This window comes from Caballeronia pedi (assembly GCF_001544915.2).
Lineage (GTDB): Bacteria > Pseudomonadota > Gammaproteobacteria > Burkholderiales > Burkholderiaceae > Caballeronia > Caballeronia pedi.
This window is the reverse complement of record NZ_FCOE02000019.1, coordinates 77,464-96,887: the sequence shown is the minus strand read 5'-3', so window position 1 is coordinate 96,887 and position 19,424 is coordinate 77,464. Positions and strand designations below refer to the sequence as shown.

The 19,424-nt window shown below is 64.1% G+C and carries 21 protein-coding genes; 11 read left to right on the top strand and 10 right to left on the bottom strand.

What is annotated here, in order from left to right; all coding sequences use genetic code 11:
• Positions 1 to 84: 84 nt before the first annotated feature.
• From AWB80_RS25355 to AWB80_RS25345, 3 genes are all read right to left on the bottom strand, one after another.
• Entirely contained in the window at positions 85 to 900 is an 816-nt protein-coding gene (locus tag AWB80_RS25355) for a cytochrome c (protein ID WP_061177407.1), read from the bottom strand.
• A gap of 154 nt (positions 901 to 1,054) precedes the next feature.
• Positions 1,055 to 2,611 (bottom strand): MFS transporter, encoded by a 1,557-nt coding sequence (locus AWB80_RS25350; RefSeq protein ID WP_061177406.1) that lies wholly within the window; start codon positions 2,609 to 2,611, stop codon positions 1,055 to 1,057.
• Positions 2,608 to 3,087, bottom strand: a complete 480-nt coding sequence (locus AWB80_RS25345) for a MerR family transcriptional regulator (RefSeq protein WP_061177405.1) — start codon at positions 3,085 to 3,087, stop codon at positions 2,608 to 2,610. Before AWB80_RS25345 ends, AWB80_RS25350 begins: the two co-directional genes overlap by 4 nt.
• A gap of 172 nt (positions 3,088 to 3,259) precedes the next feature.
• Between AWB80_RS25345 and pssA the strand changes: the two genes are divergently transcribed.
• Positions 3,260 to 3,874 carry a CDP-diacylglycerol--serine O-phosphatidyltransferase gene (gene pssA, locus AWB80_RS25340; protein ID WP_061177404.1) on the top strand — a complete coding sequence of 205 codons (615 nt, stop codon included), beginning with the start codon at positions 3,260 to 3,262 and terminating at the stop codon, positions 3,872 to 3,874.
• Here the strand turns inward: pssA and AWB80_RS25335 are convergent.
• Positions 3,864 to 4,820, bottom strand: a complete 957-nt coding sequence (locus AWB80_RS25335) for a LysR family transcriptional regulator (RefSeq protein WP_061177403.1) — start codon at positions 4,818 to 4,820, stop codon at positions 3,864 to 3,866. The genes pssA and AWB80_RS25335 overlap by 11 nt on opposite strands.
• Positions 4,821 to 4,913: 93 nt before the next feature.
• On the bottom strand, positions 4,914 to 6,137 hold the full coding sequence (locus AWB80_RS25330; protein ID WP_061177402.1) for an MFS transporter: 1,224 nt from the start codon (positions 6,135 to 6,137) through the stop codon (positions 4,914 to 4,916).
• Positions 6,138 to 6,387: 250 nt separating this feature from the next.
• On the opposite strand from AWB80_RS25330, the gene AWB80_RS25325 reads away from it, so the two are divergent.
• The 3 genes from AWB80_RS25325 (at position 6,388) to AWB80_RS25315 (ending at position 9,403) form a co-directional block, all read left to right on the top strand.
• Positions 6,388 to 6,744 carry a response regulator transcription factor gene (locus AWB80_RS25325; protein ID WP_087131591.1) on the top strand — a complete coding sequence of 119 codons (357 nt, stop codon included), beginning with the start codon at positions 6,388 to 6,390 and terminating at the stop codon, positions 6,742 to 6,744.
• Between the two features lie 138 nt (positions 6,745 to 6,882).
• Positions 6,883 to 8,733, top strand: coding sequence for a PAS domain-containing sensor histidine kinase (locus tag AWB80_RS25320; RefSeq protein WP_061177400.1), 1,851 nt, complete (start codon positions 6,883 to 6,885; stop codon positions 8,731 to 8,733).
• Complete coding sequence (locus AWB80_RS25315; RefSeq protein ID WP_061177399.1) at positions 8,723 to 9,403, top strand: response regulator transcription factor; 681 nt, start codon at positions 8,723 to 8,725, stop codon at positions 9,401 to 9,403. The genes AWB80_RS25320 and AWB80_RS25315 overlap by 11 nt, the downstream gene beginning before the upstream one ends.
• 7 nt (positions 9,404 to 9,410) lie before the next feature.
• Here the strand turns inward: AWB80_RS25315 and AWB80_RS25310 are convergent, their stop codons facing one another.
• Both AWB80_RS25310 and AWB80_RS25305 read right to left on the bottom strand, forming a co-directional pair.
• On the bottom strand, positions 9,411 to 9,599 hold the full coding sequence (locus AWB80_RS25310) for a hypothetical protein (protein ID WP_244206716.1): 189 nt from the start codon (positions 9,597 to 9,599) through the stop codon (positions 9,411 to 9,413).
• Between the two features lie 110 nt (positions 9,600 to 9,709).
• Complete coding sequence (locus AWB80_RS25305; RefSeq protein WP_087131589.1) at positions 9,710 to 11,284, bottom strand: sensor domain-containing diguanylate cyclase; 1,575 nt, start codon at positions 11,282 to 11,284, stop codon at positions 9,710 to 9,712.
• A 397-nt stretch (positions 11,285 to 11,681) separates the two neighbouring features.
• Here AWB80_RS25305 and AWB80_RS25300 point away from each other — a divergent pair, with 397 nt between their 5' ends.
• The 3 genes from AWB80_RS25300 (at position 11,682) to aroQ (ending at position 14,753) form a co-directional block, all read left to right on the top strand.
• Entirely contained in the window at positions 11,682 to 13,100 is a 1,419-nt protein-coding gene (locus tag AWB80_RS25300; RefSeq protein WP_061177397.1) for an MFS transporter, read from the top strand.
• A gap of 99 nt (positions 13,101 to 13,199) precedes the next feature.
• Positions 13,200 to 14,270 carry a Gfo/Idh/MocA family protein gene (locus tag AWB80_RS25295; protein WP_279628672.1) on the top strand — a complete coding sequence of 357 codons (1,071 nt, stop codon included), beginning with the start codon at positions 13,200 to 13,202 and terminating at the stop codon, positions 14,268 to 14,270.
• A gap of 36 nt (positions 14,271 to 14,306) precedes the next feature.
• Entirely contained in the window at positions 14,307 to 14,753 is a 447-nt protein-coding gene (aroQ, locus tag AWB80_RS25290; protein ID WP_061177396.1) for a type II 3-dehydroquinate dehydratase, read from the top strand.
• Between the two features lie 48 nt (positions 14,754 to 14,801).
• Here the strand turns inward: aroQ and AWB80_RS44445 are convergent, their stop codons facing one another.
• Both AWB80_RS44445 and AWB80_RS25285 read right to left on the bottom strand, forming a co-directional pair.
• The gene (locus AWB80_RS44445; RefSeq protein ID WP_167390476.1) at positions 14,802 to 14,963 is read right to left on the bottom strand and encodes a hypothetical protein; all 162 of its coding nucleotides are present in this window, start codon (positions 14,961 to 14,963) and stop codon (positions 14,802 to 14,804) included.
• A 64-nt stretch (positions 14,964 to 15,027) separates the two neighbouring features.
• Positions 15,028 to 15,288 carry a hypothetical protein gene (locus AWB80_RS25285; protein WP_061177395.1) on the bottom strand — a complete coding sequence of 87 codons (261 nt, stop codon included), beginning with the start codon at positions 15,286 to 15,288 and terminating at the stop codon, positions 15,028 to 15,030.
• A gap of 342 nt (positions 15,289 to 15,630) precedes the next feature.
• On the opposite strand from AWB80_RS25285, the gene AWB80_RS25280 reads away from it, so the two are divergent.
• Together AWB80_RS25280 and AWB80_RS25275 are read left to right on the top strand one after the other, a co-directional pair.
• Positions 15,631 to 17,031, top strand: coding sequence for an amino acid permease (locus AWB80_RS25280; protein ID WP_061177394.1), 1,401 nt, complete (start codon positions 15,631 to 15,633; stop codon positions 17,029 to 17,031).
• Between the two features lie 25 nt (positions 17,032 to 17,056).
• Complete coding sequence (locus AWB80_RS25275) at positions 17,057 to 18,256, top strand: amino acid aminotransferase (protein WP_061177393.1); 1,200 nt, start codon at positions 17,057 to 17,059, stop codon at positions 18,254 to 18,256.
• A 10-nt stretch (positions 18,257 to 18,266) separates the two neighbouring features.
• Here the strand turns inward: AWB80_RS25275 and AWB80_RS25270 are convergent, their stop codons facing one another.
• Positions 18,267 to 18,638 (bottom strand): hypothetical protein, encoded by a 372-nt coding sequence (locus AWB80_RS25270; RefSeq protein WP_061177454.1) that lies wholly within the window; start codon positions 18,636 to 18,638, stop codon positions 18,267 to 18,269.
• A 148-nt stretch (positions 18,639 to 18,786) separates the two neighbouring features.
• Between AWB80_RS25270 and AWB80_RS25265 the strand changes: the two genes are divergently transcribed.
• Both AWB80_RS25265 and AWB80_RS25260 read left to right on the top strand, forming a co-directional pair.
• Entirely contained in the window at positions 18,787 to 19,035 is a 249-nt protein-coding gene (locus AWB80_RS25265; RefSeq protein ID WP_061177453.1) for a hypothetical protein, read from the top strand.
• A 52-nt stretch (positions 19,036 to 19,087) separates the two neighbouring features.
• On the top strand, positions 19,088 to 19,411 hold the full coding sequence (locus AWB80_RS25260; protein ID WP_061177452.1) for a hypothetical protein: 324 nt from the start codon (positions 19,088 to 19,090) through the stop codon (positions 19,409 to 19,411).
• Positions 19,412 to 19,424: the final 13 nt, after the last annotated feature.

Below are 19,424 nucleotides of genomic sequence, written 5' to 3'. Positions count from 1 at the left end.
TGCGTTTGTTTCAAATGGCTAACGCCAACATTGTATGCAATGTTGGCGCAGGGATGAAACGTGGGGATTTCCCTCAGTGCCTGCTTACTTCCGGTGTTTCGCCATGTATCCGAGATACGCGATGACGGCGTCGAGATCGCTGTCGCTGATGGCGTTCTTGTCGAAGCCGGGCATTTTCATGTCGGGCCAGGCGCGGATCGACTTCGGATTGCGGATGAACGACTTCAGCACCCACGGCTGGAAGTATTCGGTCGGGTTGTGCGGGAGATTGAGGTCGGGGCCCATCGAGGCATCCCCCGCGCCGTTCATCTTGTGGCAGACCATGCATTGCGTCGCGAGCACGGTTTGTCCGCGGCGAATGGGTGAATCGGCGGGCACGCTCTTGTCGACGGCGATTTGCGGAAACCGCGCGGCGAGCGTCGGCGCGATGCGGATCGCGTCGACCTTGAAGGGCCACTGCTCGCTGCTGACGCCCGACGCCGCCGGATCGATCCACACGACATAGAACGGACCGATATCGCCGATGCCCGGCGCTTGCGGCCACGGCGCGTCGGGCGGCTCGATCGCGAGCCACGGTTCAGCGCGCTGCTTCGCGGCGCCGAAGAGCAACTTTGCCGACAAGTGCGTGACGAACCCATCGGTGCCGGTGATCTGCAACTCCTTGCCTTCCGCCAATGCCGTGATGCCGAGCAGCGCGCGCAGCGGCACCGCGCGATACGTCATCGTGCGATGGAAGGTGATGTCGTTCGGCACGCGGATCGTCGCGGCGTCGGGACGCGCGAGCAACTGCTCGGTCGTGAGCGAGCGTTCACCGCCGACATTGATCGCGAGGCTCGCGGCCAGCGACGAAGCGCAGGCCAGCATCAGGCTCGCCAGTGCGAATGCATGTCTGAAGCCCATTCGAATCCTCTCGATTTGATCCTTTCCAGATTCGCGACACCCGAAAAGCCATGGGAGCAGCGCGTCCAGCGTTGTTCCTGTGTGTCTTGAATTACGAAATTATCAAATGGTACCGCCCCGAGGTCTGTCGCGGCGCTTTGCGCCGGGCCAGGATTCAATCGATGCGCGTCTGCCATGCCGCCACCACGCTTGCACAAAGCGCGACGCCGATGATGTAGTAGAAACCATCGAGCGAACTGAGGAAATTCGCCTGCTGCGTGACGACGCGGCTGATCTCGACGAGCGCCAGGCTTTTGGCCTCGGACGCGCTGCGACCCACGTGCTCGAACGCGCCGATCAGGCTTTGATACACGCTCTGAAAAGTCGGGTTGAACGGATTGACCGCTTCGACCAGCCGCGTCTGATGCAGCGCGGCGCGATGCTGCTCGAGGATGATGATCGTCGCGGTGGAAAACGAATAAGTCAGTTGCTTGACGATGTTCTTGAAGCGATAGCCGTGACTGTATTCATCGATCGCGAAAACGCGGAACGTCAGGTTCGCGACCGGCAGCGCGATGAAGAGCAGCAGCATGCCGCGCAGGATCATCGGCGCGATGAGCCACGGCATGCTGACATCGGGCGGCAGGTTGATCATCCATGTACCGATGAACGCGGCCATCAGAAAGCCGGTCATGATCATCCACTTCTTGTGTTTGATGCGTGCCGAATAGCGAAAATAGACCACGGCCATCGCGAGCGAAACCATCGACGTGAAGCCGACGAGCCGCCCCGCATTCTCCACCGGATAGCCGAGTCCGCCTTCGAGCAGGCGCGAGACGAGAAAGCTCATCGCGTTGTTGATGTAATAGAACGCGATGTACAGCACGATGCCCACCTGAAACGTCTTTTCGCGCAGTGCATGCAGCCGCAGCAACGGCTTCGGATGATGCCACTGATGCCACACGAACCAGCCGAGTGACAGGAGTCCGGCAACCGTCAGCACGATCAACTCGGGCGATGTGCTGAAAAGCTCGAAACGCACCTGCTGCATGACGATCTGCAACGCGCCCTGCGCGAACGCAAAGAGGATGTACGGCCAGAAATGCGCATCGCCGCGCGCCTCGGGCTGCACGCGGCCCGACGACGGCACGGCGAAGAACGCCAGCACGCCGAGCGCGACGCCCGCGAACGCGGTGCAGGAAAAGAGCGCGCGCCAGCCGAGCGACGCGACCAGATAACCGCCGCACAAGGGCGCGAGCGCGGTGCCGAGCAGGATCATGTTGAGAAAGCGGCGCGTCGCGGCGGGGCGTTCTTGCGCGCTGAAGCGCGTCTGGATCAGGATGCGCGCGGCGCTCATCATCGGACCGATGAAGTAGCCTTGAAAGCCGCGCGCGAGCGCCAGTTCGATGGACGATTCGGACAGCGTCGCCGCCACCGCGCCCGCCGCGAACAGCAGCAGACATCCCGCGATGTAACGCCGGTTGCCGAGCCGCTCGATCCACCATTGCTGCTGCAGGATGCCGAGCACGGAGGCCACCGCATACGCGCTCGATGCCCACACGAGTTCATCGGAGGACGCATTGACGCCGCCCGCGATATAGCTCGTGAAGAACGAAAAGACCGAGTTGTCGAAGTAATCGAGACCCGTGGCGAGCGCGATGGCCCACGGAAACAGGTCGCCACGCAAGCGTCCGACGATTTGCTTCGGATATCGAAACGAAGTCGTGGTCATCCGTCGATATCCTTGCGCTGCCTGCGCGCGGCCGTGCGCTCCTGCAACAGCGCTTCCTTGCTTTCGCCCGCGATTCTGCGCCGCAGATAGTCGAGGTCGCGGGCGAGTTCGCCGCGCACCGTCTGCGCTTCCTTCAGTTCGCGGCGCACGGCGGCGATGCGCGCATCGACCGCTTCGATCTGCTGCGACAGCGCGCCTTCGATTTCGCGCAACGACGAAGCCGAGTACCCGGTGCGGCCTTCGCCTTGCGCTTCCATCGGCCGCTTCAGCATCTCGACGATGCCCTGCAGCGAGAACCCCAGCGAGCGCAAGCGCAGAATCCGCGCAAACAGATCCAGATCCTGCTCGCTGTAGAGCCGGTAGCGGCCTTCGCTGCGCGTAGGCGTGACGAGCCCGCGCTCCTCGTAGTACTTGAGCGTGCGCGGCGTGACTTGCAGGCGCTCGGCGGCGTCGCGGATAGTGAGAAGTGCGGGCATGGCGGATATCCAGATGACCACGTAGATGTCGCGTAGCTTAACACAAACCTGTACGTTCACGTACAGGTTTGCCGGGCATGCGGAGTGCTTAGGAAAGAGGGCGCGATGATAGACTTGAACGCCCGGTGGCGCTGACGATCAGCGCCACCCGAACGTCACGAAGACAGAAACGATGAAAGCCAAACGATTCTCGATGATCCGCGATTTCCACCTGGCCGACTGGTTCACGCTGGGCAATGCGGTGTGCGGCACGGGCGCGCTGTTCTCGTCGATGTCCTACCTCGACGACTCCGACGTCCTGCATATCTACCTCGCCTGCGCCCTGGTATTCGCGGCACTCGTCTTCGACGTGCTCGATGGCCGCATCGCGCGGTGGCGGCAAAAGGCGTCGCTTTTGGGCAAGGAACTGGATTCGCTCGCCGACGTGATCTCGTTCGGCGTCGCGCCGGCGATCATCGGCTATGGATTCGGCATGCGCGGGCTGTATGACCGCGTGATCCTGGCGTACTTCGTCGCGTGCGGCGTGTCGCGTCTCGCGCGCTACAACGTGACGACCGAGGAAATGTCGGGTGCGAGCGGCAAGGTCACGCACTTCGAGGGCACGCCGATTCCCACGTCGTTCGTCATCGTGCTGCTGCTGACCATCGGCGCGTGGTCCGGCGCGATCGGCGAGAGCATGTGGCTCGGCACGGTGCGTCTCGGCGGCTTCACGCTGCATCCGCTCGTGCTGATCTATGCGATTTCCGGCTCGCTGATGATCAGCCGCATCCGCATCCCTAAACCGTGACCAGTTGCGGCGTGCTCCTCACAGCGCGCGCCACGTGGCCGGCGCTCACGTCGAACTTTCCCTGCAGCGACGTCGATAGAAATTCGACGAAAGTCCTGATCTTCGCGTCGATATGCTGGCGCGACGGATACACCGCGTACACGCTCGCGCCCTGCAACGGATAGTCGGGAAAGAGACGCACGAGACGGCCCGCCTTGATGTCGTCGGCGACGAAGTAATGCGGCATCGCCGAGACGCCCGCGCCCGCCACCAGCGCGACGCGAATCGCTTCGGCGTCGTTCACCACGATCTGATCGGCGGCTTCGGCGTTGCCGGTCCAGCCGGATGCCAGTTCCGCATGCCAGTCGCACGGATGCGCGAACGGCGCGTTGATGCGCGTGAGCGCGTGCATCGGCAGATCGCCGATGGATTCCACCGCGTGACGCCTGAGATACGCGGGCGCCGCGACGAGCACGCGCTGAAAGCGCCCGACGATGCGGTAGGTGTGGCCCGAATCGGGCAGCGAAGCCGCCGACAGCACCGATACGTCGAACTGCTCCTGCACGAGGTCCGGCATGCCCGGCAGCAGTTTCAGATCGACCGTCACCTGCGGATGCGCGCGCCGGTATTCGACGATCGTCGACATCAGTTGCGTGAGGCCCAGATCGGGCACCGCATGCACGCGCAGGCGGCCGCGCGGGATCGTGGCGGCGTCGCTGGCTTCGGCGTCGGCGGCGTCGATTTCGGCGAGGATCGTCTTGCACTTGCGGTAGTAGCGCTCGCCGCTGTCGGTGAGCGACACGCGGCGCGTCGTGCGCTGCAAAAGCCGCGTGCGCAGCGCGTCTTCGAGCGACACGACCGCGCGCGACACGATGCCCACGCTGCAATCCATGTCCTTCGCGACGCCGCTGAAGCTGCCGGTTTCGGCGACGCGCGAGAACACGCGCATGCTGAAGAGCTTGTCCATGTCCGCTTCACCTCCCGATTCCGATCATGTCATCGACGGAATCAAGATACGTTCGCGCAGCGCGCTACGCCATCAGCCGTGGATACAGCCGGATCATCCTTGCGTATAGGTGCTGGCCGCGTGACGGCGCCCGATCGCGATGAAATGCGCCAGCGCGATGAGCGGAAACACCGTCGCGACGGTCGCGACGAGCGTCCAGCCGCCGCGCTCGTAGAGCGGGCTCGCGAACGCCGAACCGATCGCGCCGCCGACGAAAATGCTCGTCATGTACACCGCGTTCAGCCGGTTGCGGCTCGTCGCGTGCAGCGCGTAGATCTCGCGCTGGCCGAGCACCATGTTCATCTGCACGGCGAAATCGAGCACGATGCCGGTCACGACGAGGGCGCCGACGCCCCACGCCGGATGAATCACCACCGGCAAGTACGCGATAGCCGCGAGGATCAGCGCGATGAACGTGGCGCGCACCGTGTGGCCCGCATCCGCGAGCCGCCCGGCGATCGGCGCGGAGGTCGCGCCCGTCGCGCCGATCAGCGCGAAGACGCCGATGGCCGTCTGCGTGAGCCCGTAATGCCGCGTCAGTTCCACGGGAATCGCGGTCCAGAACAGACTGAACGACGCGAACATCAGCCCCTGATAGAGCGAGCGATGCCGCAGGACCGGCATCGTGCGCACGAGATGGCCGAGCGAGCCGATCAACTGAAAGTACGTCGCGCGATGATCGGGCTGACGGCGCGGGATCGTGAGCGCGAGCACGGTCGTGATGCCGATCATCAGCACGGCGGCGACGCCGAACATCGCGCGCCAGCCGAAGTGGCCCGCGATGAGACTCGATATCGGCCGCGACAGCAGAATGCCGAGCAACAGCCCGCTCATGATGGTGCCGACCACCTTGCCGCGCGATTCGTCGGGCGCGAGGTGCGCTGCGAGCGGAATCAGGATCTGCACCGCCACCGACGAAAAGCCGACCAGCAGCGAGATCACGAGAAACCAGCCGGGCGTGTGCGTGAACGTGGCGGCGGTGAGGCTCGCGATCGATACCAGCGCGGTCGCGATCATGAGCTTGCGGTTTTCCAGCAGATCGCCGAGCGGCACGATGAAGAACAGCCCGAGCGCATAGCCGATCTGCGTGAGCGACACGATCAGACTCGCCGTGCCGCCCGCCATGTGCAGGTCGGGCGCGATGAGTTCGGTGATCGGCTGGGCGTAATACAGATTGGCGACGATCGCGCCGCAGCAGAACGCGAACAGCGCGATCAGGCCGCGCGTGAGCTGGACGTGCTTGCCGCTGTCGAGCGCGGTCGATGTTGGAGTCGACATAAGGGTTTCCAGGGAGGCAGAACGGGACTATACGGTGTTGCCGCGCAACGCGCTCGCTACGCCGCCCGCCGTTTCATCGCAGGAATGCCGGAATGGAAGCAAACGCTTCAAACCTATACGTACATATGATTTCCCGGCCGGCGCCGCGTGCGTAAGATGACCTTCATCCAAGCGGTGGACCAGTCCCATGCCCGCCGAATTTCACGCACGGTTCAGGACAACGCCCTTGCAATCCCCATCGAGAGTTTCCGTGATCGACGATGACGAATCCGTCCGCGTCGCCTCTTCAAGCCTGTTGCGCTCGCTCGGCTGGGAGGTCAGCCTGTATCCGTCGGCGGAGTCGTTTCTCGACGGCGATTCGCTCGACGGTCTCGCGTGCATCATCACCGATCTCAACATGCCCGGCATGTCCGGCCTGCAGCTGCAACAGCGCCTGCGCGAGCTGAAGCCGGGCGTGCCGGTCATGTTCATCACCGCATTCGCATCGGACGCCGCGCGCCGTCAGGCGCTCGACGGCGGCGCGGTGTGTTTTCTCGGCAAGCCTGTCGATGGCGCGGCGGTCGCGGATTGTCTGGAGCGCATCAGGCAAGGCTTTTTGAAGGGCTAGAATTCATTTTGTAATGTTTTCGATGCGTCGCGCGCGAACCGCGATCTTTTCAACGAACGTCTTTTTCGAACGCTCAATGACCCAGTCGCCTGTCTCGTTCGTCGTTCATTTCCACTCGCCGGCGTCAGACCGGCCGTGATGGAGACCTTCCAGAGCGCGCCGCGCGCGGTGCGTCACGATACCCGCATCGTGTGGATGCTCGCGGCGGTCATCGCGCTCGCCGTGTTCGTGATCGACGCGCTCACGCCGCTCGATATCGCCATCGCGGTGCTGTATGTGGTCGTCGTGCTGCTCGTCGCGTCGACGGGCAATCGCGCCGCGACCGTCACCACCGCGTGGGGCTGCGTCGTGCTGACGCTCATCGGCTTCATTCTTTCGCACGACGAGAACGTGTCGGGCGGCGCGCTCGCACGCTGCGCGGTGAGTCTCGTCGCGATCGGCACGACCGCTGTTCTCTCGCTGCGCAATCAGGCCACCACGACCAAGATGCAGGAGCAGCTCGAACTGCTCAATCTCGCGCACGACGCGATCGTCGCGCACGACATGAACGACCGCATCACGTTCTGGAATCGCGGCGCCGAAGTGCTTTACGGCTGCTCGGCGGACGAGGCGCTCGGCCAGCCGATCCAGCGCATGACGCAATCGAGCTCGCCGGTGCCGCACGCGCAGATCCGCACGGAACTGCTGCGCTCGGGCCGCTGGGACGGCGAGATCACGCGCGTGCGCCACGATGGCGGCGAGATCGTGATCGCGAGCCGCGCGGCCTTGCTGCGGGATGCGAAAGGCCTGCCGCGCGCGGTGCTCGCGACCAGCAACGACATCACGCAGCGCAAGCGCATGGAAGCGGAGTTGCAGCGTCAGCGCGACGCGTTGAAGCGCAGCGAGGCGTTCCTGCTCGACGCGCAGCGCCTGTCGCGCACGGGCAGCATCGCGACGCGCCTGCCCGCCGGCACGATGTGGTGGTCCGACGAGGCGTATCGCATCTTTGATTACCCGCGCGATATCGAACTGTCCATCGACGCGATTCTCGCCCGCACGCATCCCGACGATGTCGAGATCGTGCGCGGCGCGCATCACGCGGCGCTCGACGGCGCGTGCGACATCGACGTCGAGCATCGTCTGCTGTTGCCAGACGGCACGGTAAAGCACGTGCATTTCGTCGCGCATCGCGCATCGACGGAAGCCGATGGCGATGAATACGTCGGCGCGCTGATGGACGTCACCGATACCAAGCTCGCGCAGGAAGCGCTCGCGCGCTCGACCGCCGAGCTTGCGCACGTCACGCGGGTCACGATGCTGGGCGAGCTGGCCGCGTCGATCGCGCATGAAGTCACGCAGCCGATGGCCGCAATCGTCACGAGCGGCGACGCCGGCTTGCGCTGGCTCAACCGCGCGCAGCCGGAAATCGCGGAAGCGCAGCAATCGATCACACAGATGATTCGCGACGCCAGGCGCGCGAGCGAAGTCATCGCACGCATTCGCGCGATGGCGAGAAAGCGCGACAGCCAGCCCGCCACGCTCGACGTGAACGAGATCGTCGGCGAGACGATCGAACTCGTGCGGCGCGAGCTTGCGCGTCATCGCGTGGAGGTGCGCACCGAACTCGCGACGCCCGCGCCAAGCGTGCAGTGTGACCGCGTGCAGTTGCAGCAGGTGCTCATCAACCTGATCATGAACGCCGCGCAGGCGATGTCCGGCGTGAACGGGCCGCGCGTGCTGCGCGTCGCGACGGGCGAGAGCCTGAGCGATGAAGGCTATGTGCAGATCACGGTGCAGGATTCCGGCACGGGCATCAGCGAGGACAACGCGCGCCGCCTCTTCGACGCGTTCTTCACGACCAAGGCCGAAGGCATGGGCATGGGTTTGTCGATTTGCCGTTCGATCATCGAGGCGCACGGCGGCAGGATCTGGGCGGAATCGCCCGATGAAGGCGGCGCGCGCTTGCGCTTCGTGCTGCCCGAAAACGAAGGGGGAGACGATGAGCATTGACAAGGACGCGGACACGAAGACGAGCAGCGCGATGGTCTACGTGGTCGACGACGACGAATCGATGCGCGACGCGCTGCGCATGCTGCTGCGCTCGGTCGGCCTGAACGTGATGACGTTCGCGTCCGCGCATGAATTCCTCGCCTACGACATGCCCGAGGTGCCGAGCTGCCTGATTCTCGACGTGCGTCTGAAGGGCCAAAGCGGACTGGCAGTGCAGGAGCAGATGGCCGCGAGCCAGCTCGGCTTGCCGATCGTCTTCATGACGGCGCACGGCGATATCGCGATGACGGTGAAGGCGATGAAGGCCGGCGCGAGGGATTTTCTCGCCAAACCGTTCCGCGATCAGGACATGCTCGATGCCGTCGCGCAGGCGCTGGAGGCCGATCAGGAACGGCGCGCGGCGAGCCGCTCGGTGGCCGACTTGCGGCGCTCGTACGATTCGCTGACGCCGCGCGAGCGCGAAGTGATGGCGTTCGTCGTATCGGGTCTGATGAACAAGCAGATCGCGGCGGAAATGAGCCTGAGCGAAATCACGGTGAAGATTCATCGCGGTCAGGCGATGAAGAAAATGGCGGCGCGCTCGCTCGCCGATCTCGTGCTGAAAGCCGAAGCCTTGGGTGTGAAGATGCCGCAGGGCGCATCGACGCCGTCGCGCGCGCAGCGGCCCTGACGTAGGCTTATCGTTGCGGCGTCGTGCTGGACGCCATTTCCTCGTTGAGCGCGATGCGTTCCAGCGGCAATTCCGTGTCGTAACCGGCGCGATCGAGCGCGCTCCAGTCGTGCGGTGCGTTCACCGAGTACCACGTTCCGAACGCCAGCACGGCGGCGCAACCCGATAACAGCCTGCGTGTCGATGTATCGCTCATGATGCGCTCCGTTCGCCTGACGATGACATCAGGATAAGGATGCGCATGTGCGTTGACCATTCTACGAACGACTCGGCGCGCTCATACCAACGTGTGATGCGTCGCCGCCTTTACCACGCCCGCCCTCGATCCCCCAGCGCGGCGACGACCTGCTCGTCATTGGCCACCGCGTCGCCGTCACGTGCCGAAAACCGGAACCCGCCGCGTTCCTCGGACTTCGCCTCGTACAGCGCGGCATCGGCGCGTTTCAGCGCGCTTTCGAACGGCTCGTGCGGCCGCGCGAGCGCGATGCCGATGCTCACGCCCACCCGCAACGTCTCCCCGGACGCGAGCGCATACACCGCCGACAACTCGCGAATGATCTTGCGCGCGAATGCCGCGATCGACGCATCCGCGATATAGGTCGCGACGATCGCGAATTCATCGCCGCCGAGGCGCGCGGCGAGTTCGCCGTGACGCATCACGTTGCGCAGCCGGTCGGCGACGAGCTTCAGCAGTTCGTCGCCCGCGTTGTGGCCGTAGGTATCGTTGACGCGCTTGAAGCCGTCGAGATCAACGTACATCACCATCACTTTGTCGCGGCCCGCGCCGCCCGCCATCAGACGCTCGGCGTGATCGCCGAGATAACGCCGGTTCGGCAGGCCGGTCAGCGAATCGTGATGCGCCCAGTGCAGGATCTTCGCCTCGGCTCTACGGCGCTCCGTCACGTCCTCGATGATGATGACCGAACTGCCGTCCGGCACCGGGTTGCGGCTCAGTTCCAGATGCCGGCCATCGCGCAACGGCAGATCGAGCGGCAGGTTGCCGTCCTTGAGCCACTGCGCGCAGCGCTCGGAGAACTGCGCGCGCAGCGCCTCGCCGAATTTCGCGAGACCCACATAGCCGATGAATTCCGGCAAGGACACGTTCAGCCGCAGCATTTCGACGGTCGCGCCGAACAGCTCCGCCGCCTTGCGATTCGCGATCACCACCTTGCCCGCCGCGTCCACCGTGCAAAGGCCGTGCGGCATGTGCGCGAGCGCCGCGTCGAAGCGCGCGGCGATTTCGGCGTGACCCTGCTCGGCGGTCATCAGCGCGACGAGTCCGCGATAGTGGCGCTGCACGACCGAGACCATCGCGCCGGCATAGAGAAAGAGCGGCGGCACGAGAATCCAGTAACCGGGCGGACCGAACAGCCCGCCGACGCCGATCGGCAGCGCGCCGAGACACACCTGCGCGATCGCCAGATGCGGCGTGCCCGCGTTGCGCGACGCGATGCCGCCGAGCAAACCCGCCGTCACCATGATCGCGAGCGAGGTCAGCACGGCATCGCCGGAGATGACGCAGGCCATCGTGCCGAGGCCGGTCACGAGACACGTCACGAGCGCGAACGGCGCGTAACGCGCGGCCCACGGGCCGGGATGCGGCGCGCTCGGGCGGCTCAGCGCGCGATAACGGCACACGATGAACAGGCGCGCGGCGAGCAACAGCGCATCGGCGGCGACCCAGAGAATCGTCCAGACGGCCTGCAGGCGGCCGAGCGCGATCATCGCGACGAACGCGCCGGAGATGCCGGACAAGAGGAGCGGGCGGACGTCCTCGACGAGCGTCGACAGCAGCGACGCGCGAATGGCGGCCGTGATGCGCCCGTCCTCTGTCGCCGGCGTGGCCAGAATCGAATCGATCAAGGACGGGTTGCCTGACATACGGAAGACCGGGCCAACGAGAAGGCGAAATGAGGGCGGCGGCGATGCGGTCACCGCCGGTACTCGTGTTTACGGCTTCGTCTGCACAAGCTTTAGGCATGGCTAGAGAATAACGGCGGTGATTATTCTCCCGGAGCGCATTCTGACTTTCCTTTGCGCTGGATTATGTTTTCCAGTCGGCATAGTAATTTATCGCTCAATCCTTTCATCGATCGGGGGCGCGCGGGTTTTGCCTCATCGAAAGCTTTCGATACAGGGGCGATGATGGCTGGATGTCCGTTGCGCGTACAACGGGCATCGTCCGTCGAGAAAAGAAGGCAACTGTGATATCGGTATAGAAGCATCGTCGCGACGATGGCAGCAGAAACCGTCGGGCGAGCCCATAAAAGGAGACGTCATGGACACGAAGCCTGCCTCATCCGGTGCATCACGCGAGTCGCACGCCGAGCACCACAAGCAGACGAAGAAGGCCACCGCGAGCGGCTGGATAGGCTCCGCGCTCGAGTACTACGACTTCTTCATCTACGCGCAAGCGGCGGCGCTGATCTTCCCACAGCTTTTCTTTCCATCCGGCAATCCGAAAGTGGCAATTGTCGCGTCGCTCGCGACATACGGCGTCGGCTACGTCGCGCGGCCGATCGGCGCGTTCGTGCTCGGCCACTGGGGCGACACGCACGGCCGCAAGACCGTGCTCGTGCTGTGCATGTTCCTGATGGGCGCCTCGACGATGGCAGTCGGTCTGCTGCCGACCTACCACAGCGTCGGCATGCTCGCGCCGACCTTGCTGGTGATCCTGCGCCTCGTCCAGGGCTTCGCCGTCGCGGGCGAAATCTCCGGCGCGAGTTCGATGATTCTGGAGCACGCGCCATTCGGCCGGCGCGGCTTCTTCGCGAGCTTCACGCTTCAGGGCGTGCAGGCGGGGCAGATTCTCGCGGCCGCCGTGTTCCTGCCGCTCGCGTACTACATGCCCGAGGACGCGTTCAATGCGTGGGGCTGGCGCATCCCGTTCCTGCTTTCGGCGGTGGTGCTGATCGCGGGCTACATCATCCGGCGTGAAGTGCACGAAACGCCCGCCTTCGAGAAGGAAGGCGAAAAGGGCGCGGTGCCGCGCTCGCCGATCGTCGAGGCCTTCAAGTACAACCTCGGCGACATGATCCGCGTCGTCTGCATGGCGCTGATGAACGTGATTCCCGTGGTGGCGACCATCTTCGGCGCGGCCTACGCGGTGCAGGCGGCCTACGGCGTCGGCTTTCACAAGAGCGTGTATCTGTGGATTCCGGTCGTCGGCAATATTCTCGCCGTGATCGTGATTCCGATCGTCGGCAATCTCTCGGACAAGATCGGACGCAAGCCGCCGATCATCTTCGGCGCGATCGCCTCGGGCCTTATGTCGTATCTGTATCTCTACGCGATCAGCATTCACAGCGTCGGCCTCGCGATCGTCGCGTCGCTGCTGATGTGGGGCATCGTCTATCAGGGCTACAACGCGATTTTCCCGAGCTTCTATCCCGAACTCTTCCCGACCCGTACGCGCGTCTCCGCGATGGCGATCTCGCAGAACGTCGGCACGACGATCACGGCGCTCCTGCCCGCGCTCTTCGCGACCGTCGCGCCGCCGGGATCGACCAACATTCCGGTGATGATCGGCTCGATCACGCTCGCCGTGACGATCATTGCGGCCATCGCGGCGTGGAGCGCGCGGGAGACGTATCGCATTCCGCTCAATCAGCTCGGCGAGCAGGATGCACGGCCGGTCGAGAAATCGGAATACGACCGGCTGCGCGCGGAATCGGTGGCGAACGCGCGCGTTTCGTAAGGCTCTTTCCCTCTCGATTGCTTTCCTCACGGCGGCGCGTGGACCGCGCCGTCCGCGTGCCCTCGCGCGCGCTCTTCTTATCAACCTCGGTAGATTCAAGTGAATACGGACTCAGGTAACGCATCAGCAAAAACGCGCATCGCGGTGGCCGGCGCGGGCTATATCGGACAGGCGCACATGGGCGTCGCGCAGTCGAGCGCGACCTGCACGCTCTGTGCGATCGTCGATCCCGCGCCCGCCGCCGTCGATATCGCGGCGAAGGCAGGCGTGCCGCTCTACCGCACGCTCGATGAACTGCTCGCCAAAGACCGCCCCGATGGCATCGTGCTCGCGACGCCGAATCAGCTTCACGTCGAACATGCGCGCGTCTGTGTCGCCGCGGGCGTGCCGACGCTGCTGGAAAAGCCGATTGCGCCGACCGTCGACGAGGCACAGGCGCTCGTCGATGAAGTAGAGCGTTCGGGCGTGAAGGTGCTGATCGGACATCATCGCGCGCACAGCCCGATCATGGCGCGCGCGAAGCAGGTGATCGACGAAGGGCGGCTCGGCAAGCTCGTCGCGGTGATGGGCAGCGCGGTGTTCTTCAAGCCCGACGAGTATTACGCCAGCGCGCAGTGGCGGCGCGAGCCGGGCGGCGGGCCGATCCTGCTCAACATGATTCACGAGGTGCACAACCTGCGCATGCTGTGCGGCGATATCGTCGCGGTGCAGGCGTTCGCATCGCAGGCAACGCGCGGCTTTCCCGTCGAGGACACGGTCGCGATCAACCTGCGCTTCGCGAGCGGCGCGCTCGGCACCTTCATGCTGTCGGACACCGCCGCGTGCCCGCGCAGTTGGGAACAGACCTCGCAGGAGAACAAGGCGTATTCGACCTATCCCGACGAAGACTGCTACGTGATCGCGGGCACCTTCGGCTCGCTTTCGGTGCCTACGATGCGTCTGAAGTCCTACGGACGCGCAGAAGACCGCTCGTGGTGGAAGCCTTTCGAGGAAAGCATCGTGCCGATGCAGCGCGACGATCCGCTCGCGCATCAGATGGAACATTTCGGGCGCGTGGCGCGCGGCGAAGCCGAACCTATTGTCAGCGCGCGCGACGGGCTGCAGAATCTGCGGATCACCGAGGCTATCGTTCTCGCGGCGACGAGCGGCAAGATCGTCGAGACCGCCTGAGTCTTTTCAATTCCCCATTCCGTTCAAGGAAATCACATGGCAAAGATCCTGACGCTGCATGGCGTCAACCTCAACATGTTCGGCAAGCGCGACCCGAAGCAGTACGGCACGGCGACGCTCGCGCAGATCGACGAGCAAATGGCCGCGCTGGGCAAGGAGCTGGGCGTGGACGTGGAGTGCTATCAGACGAACATCGAAGGCGAGATGTGCTCGCGCATTCATCGGGCGTTCGAGGAAAAGGTCGATGCGATCATCATCAACGCGGGCGCGTGGACACATTACAGCTACGCGATCCGCGATGCGCTCGCCATTCTGACGGCGCCGGTCATCGAAGTGCACATGTCGCACGTGCACGCGCGGGAGGAGTTCCGCCACAAGTCGGTGTTCGCGGAAATCGCGAAGGGACAGATTTCCGGCTTCGGTGTGGGCAGCTATCTGCTAGGCTTGCGCGCGGCGGTCGCCGCGATCGGCGCGGGCAAGTAATACCCCGACGCGCTGGCGAGGCGCGCGCACCTCGCCAGGTTCATCGGGTCAGACCGGGCGGCCGTAGTCGCCCGAGCGGTTCGCATTCGGCTCGCGCTCGCTTTGCACGCGCAGCGGTTCCTGATTGCGCTGCGCCGCGCCGCGGATGAACAGCACCGCGCAGATCGCGCAAATTCCCCATACAGCCGCGATGATGGTCAAGTAGTTCATGTGTCCTTCCCCGATGTACGCGGGCGGCTTGCGGCCGCTTCCGCGCTTGGTCCCTGTCTTTCCTTTACGCCTGCGACGCGGGCATCGTCAGCAACTGGCCGATCAGATGTTGCGCAAGTTCCTGCTGCTCGGTGATCGTCACGGCGTCTTCGTCCGTGGCGTCGCGTCCGGCGTGCAGCTTGCCGGCGAGTCGCATGATGTCGTCCGACACCGATTGCAGCGTGCGCAGCAACTCGGCCTGCGTAGCCGTCGTGCCAACCTGCGATCCTTCGAAACCCTGCGCCGTTCGATGCGGCCTGGCGTTTCCTTCCATCGTCTGATACATGGCGACCCCGTCGTGAGTGGATGATGGGATTCTCCCGCCACCACGCCGTGGGCAATCCTCCGAACAACACCTGATTTCGGCCTCAAATCGTTTGCTGTGCGGATCTAAAGTTCGGAGATCAGGCCGCGAATGGTCCGCCCAACAAGGCTTCGCGGATCGCCGGGCGGTAAAATCGCTGCGCCGTCCTCGAATAATCGGCTCTTTTTTCATCGTCCTATGGGTCCGTCCGCACCAAAAAACAACAGTTTCCGCCCGAAACAAGAGCGGAAATGTGGGCGAAACGACATAGGCGATCATGCGGTCATATCAGAGCGGTAAATTTTGCGTTTCACAGGCATCGACATGATTTCCGGCACCACCAACGAAGCACCTCAAAACGAAACACTCAGGCGCGGACTCAAGAGCCGCCATATCCAGCTGATCGCGCTCGGCGGCGCGATCGGCACGGGGCTGTTCCTCGGCGTCGCGCAGACCATCAAGCTCGCCGGGCCGTCCGTGCTGCTCGGCTACGCGCTCGCCGGGCTGATGGCGTTCTTCATCATGCGGCAGCTCGGCGAGATGATCGTCGACGAGCCGGTCGCGGGCTCGTTCAGCCACTTCGCCGACAAATACTGGGGCCACGCCGCCGGATTCATCTCCGGCTGGAATTACTGGGCGATCTACATCCTCGTCAGCATGGCGGAGCTGTCGGCCATCGGCATCTACATGCAGTACTGGTGGCCGGGCCTGCCGACGTGGATATCGGCGCTCGCGTGCTTCGTGATCGTCAATGCGATCAACCTGACGAGCGTGAAGTCCTACGGCGAAACGGAGTTCTGGTTCGCAATCGTGAAAGTCGCGGCGATCGTCGGGATGATCCTGTTCGGCGGCTATCTGCTCGCGTCGGGAAAGGCGGGGCCGGAGGCGAGCGTTGCGAACCTGTGGCAGCTCGGCGGCTTCTTTCCGCACGGTGTGAACGGGCTCGTGATGTCGATGGCCGTGATCATGTTCTCGTTCGGCGGGCTCGAACTCGTGGGCATCACGGCGGCGGAAGCGGAAGATCCGTCGAAGAGCATTCCGCGCGCGACCAATCAGGTCATCTATCGCATCCTGATTTTCTATGTCGGCGCGCTCGGCGTGCTGCTCGCGCTGTATCCGTGGGACAAGGTCGCGACCGGCGGCAGTCCGTTCGTGCTGATCTTCCGCGAGATGAACAGCACGCTCGTGGCGAACGTGCTCAACGTGATCGTGCTGACGGCCGCGCTGTCCGTGTACAACAGCGGCGTGTACGCGAACAGCCGCATGCTGTACGGCCTCGCGCAACAGGGCAACGCGCCGCGCGCGCTGCTCAACGTGAGCCGACGCGGCATTCCGCTGACGGCGCTCGCGGTGTCGGCGTTCGTCACGGCGGCGTGCGTGGTCATCAACTATCTGATTCCGGGGCGCGCGTTCGGCCTGCTGATGGGCCTCGCGGTATCGGCGCTCGTCATCAACTGGGCGATGATCAGCATCATTCACGTCATGTTCCGGCGGCGCAAACGCGCGAGCGGCGCAACGACGTCGTTTCCGAGCGTCGGCTATCCGTTCACGAATTACGTCGTGCTGGCGTTTCTGGCGGGCATCGTGTGGGTGATGTTCGAGACGCCCGACCTGCGCCTCTCGGTGTATCTGATTCCGGTTTGGCTGGCCGTGCTCGGAATCGGCTACTATCTCAAAAAAAGGGGCGCTGACGCCGCGCGCGCCGATCGCCTTCCATCTCGCTGATCCCTCGTCCTGACACCCTCACACCATGTTCGAACATATCGATGCCTATCCCGGCGACCCGATCCTCTCGCTGAACGAAAACTTTCAGAAGGACCCGCGCACCAACAAGGTCAACCTGAGCATCGGCATCTACTTCGACGACGAAGGCCGCCTGCCCGTGATGCACGCGGTGCGTGAAGCGGAACTGTCGATCGCGAAGGAACCCGGCGCGAAACCTTATCTGCCGATGGCCGGTTTCGCGCATTATCGCGATGCCGTGCAGGCGCTCGTGTTCGGCCACGACAGCCCGCCGCGCGCGGACGGACGTATCGCCAGCGTGCAGACGCTCGGCGGTTCGGGCGCGTTGAAAGTGGGCGCCGATTTCATCAAGCGCTATTTCCCGCAATCGAAAGTGTGGGTGAGCGATCCGACGTGGGAGAACCACCGCTTCATCTTCGAGCGCGCGGGCTTCGAAGTGAACACGTATCCGTACTACGACGAAGCCACCGGCGGCCTTCGCTTCGACGCGATGCTCGACGGCATCGACAAGTTGCCCGCGAAGAGCGTCGTGCTGCTGCATGCGTGCTGCCATAACCCGACGGGCGTCGATCTCGACGAGGCGCAGTGGGTGAAGCTCATCGACGTGCTGCAGAAACGCGATCTGCTGCCGTTCGTCGACATGGCGTATCAGGGCTTCGGCGCTGGCCTCGACGACGACGCGTTCGCCGTGCGCGAACTCGCGCGCCGTGGCGTGCCGGCGTTCGTCGCGAATTCGTTCTCGAAGAATTTCTCGCTGTACGGCGAGCGTTGCGGCGGCCTGCATGTGATCTGCGACGACGCCGCCGAAGCCGACCGCGTGCTCGGCCAACTGACGAGCGCGGTGCGCGCGAACTACAGCAATCCGCCGACGCACGGCGCGAAGATCGTCACGCACGTGCTGAACACGCCGGCGCTCAGGCAGTCGTGGCAGGAAGAACTCGCGTCGATGTGTCAGCGCATCGCGCGCATGCGCCAGGCGATTCACGACGGCTTGAAGGATCACGTGCGCGGCGAAATGCTCACGCGCTATGTCAAGCAGCGCGGCATGTTCACGTACACGGGTCTGGTCGCGGAGCAGGCGGACCGTCTCAAGGAGGAATTCGGCGTGTACATCCTGCGCTCGGGCCGCATGTGCGTCGCGGGCCTGAACGACAGCAACGTGCAGGTAGTCGCCGAGGCGATCGGCAAGGTGCTTGCAGCGAAGTAAGCACGTTAATTTACAGCGCGGGACACGACAGCACTTTCTGCGGCGGCAGGCTGCCCGGTCCCGTGTCCACTTTCGTGCCGCGCGGCGGCGTCAGGATGAGCCGCACGCTGGTCGTGCCTTCGTTCGCGAGCACATACAGGTCGCCGCTTCCTTCCGGCTGCCAGTACACGCGATACACCTCGCCGTCCTTGTAGACATGCAGCGCGCCGTGACTCACGGCGCCGCCGCGCCAGAAATTCACGCTTTCCCCTTCGCGCAGCGCGATCATGCCGCCCTGGCCGTTGGTCGCGCTTTCGAGCGTGCCGCAGACGGCATCGTCGGCCTGCGCATGCGTGCAGACGGCGAACGCCGCCGCGACCAGAAAGTTTGATCCGCGATTCATCGATATCGGCTCCTCATCGGAAAAAGAATCGGCACGCGCGTTCATTGCGCGCGCGTGCGCCCCGCCGCGCTCGTCGCAAGATATGCGCCGACTTTCCGCCGCGCGTGTGCTACTTTGAAGAGAGCAGCGTTCGATCATGGAGGCCGTGATGACAGTGATGGCACCGGACGAGAAAGCGGAGTTTCTCGCTATTCTCGCGCGCCACCGGCTCGACGAAAGCGATTTTCTCGTGGCGGAAGGCGGGGCGTCCGATGTCGTGGACGATGTCTATCCGCTGCAGGGCACCGTCACCATTACGCGACGTTCCACGCTGAAGGAACGCGAATATCGCATTGGACACGGCACCGAATGGACGGCCGCGTTCGAGAAGGATTTGAACAAGGGCGTGTTCGGTTGAACGAGCACACCGCATGCAGGTTTTCCACGCACTTTTTGACGCGGAGCACGCGATGAAACCGACCGAATTCGAATCGTTCAAAGCGCACGTCGCGATGCTGCTGCGCGATCTTCCGCGTGGCATGACCGCCGATCTGACGGACGTGGCCGTCGCGTACTGGAACGGCACGAAAGTGGTCGGCGCCTATCTGCGCGACAACGGCCGGATCGACGAGGATTTCGATTTCGACGAGAACGCGTGGGGCAACTGGCGCGATGAATTCCTGACATGGTTCGACTCGCCGCGCTTTTCCGAACGCGCCGATCTGAAGGCGGCGTTCGTCGCCGGCGTCATTCCCGTGAGCCTGCCGGGCGGTCTATGGCCGCGGCGGCTCTGATCGCTGAATCGCG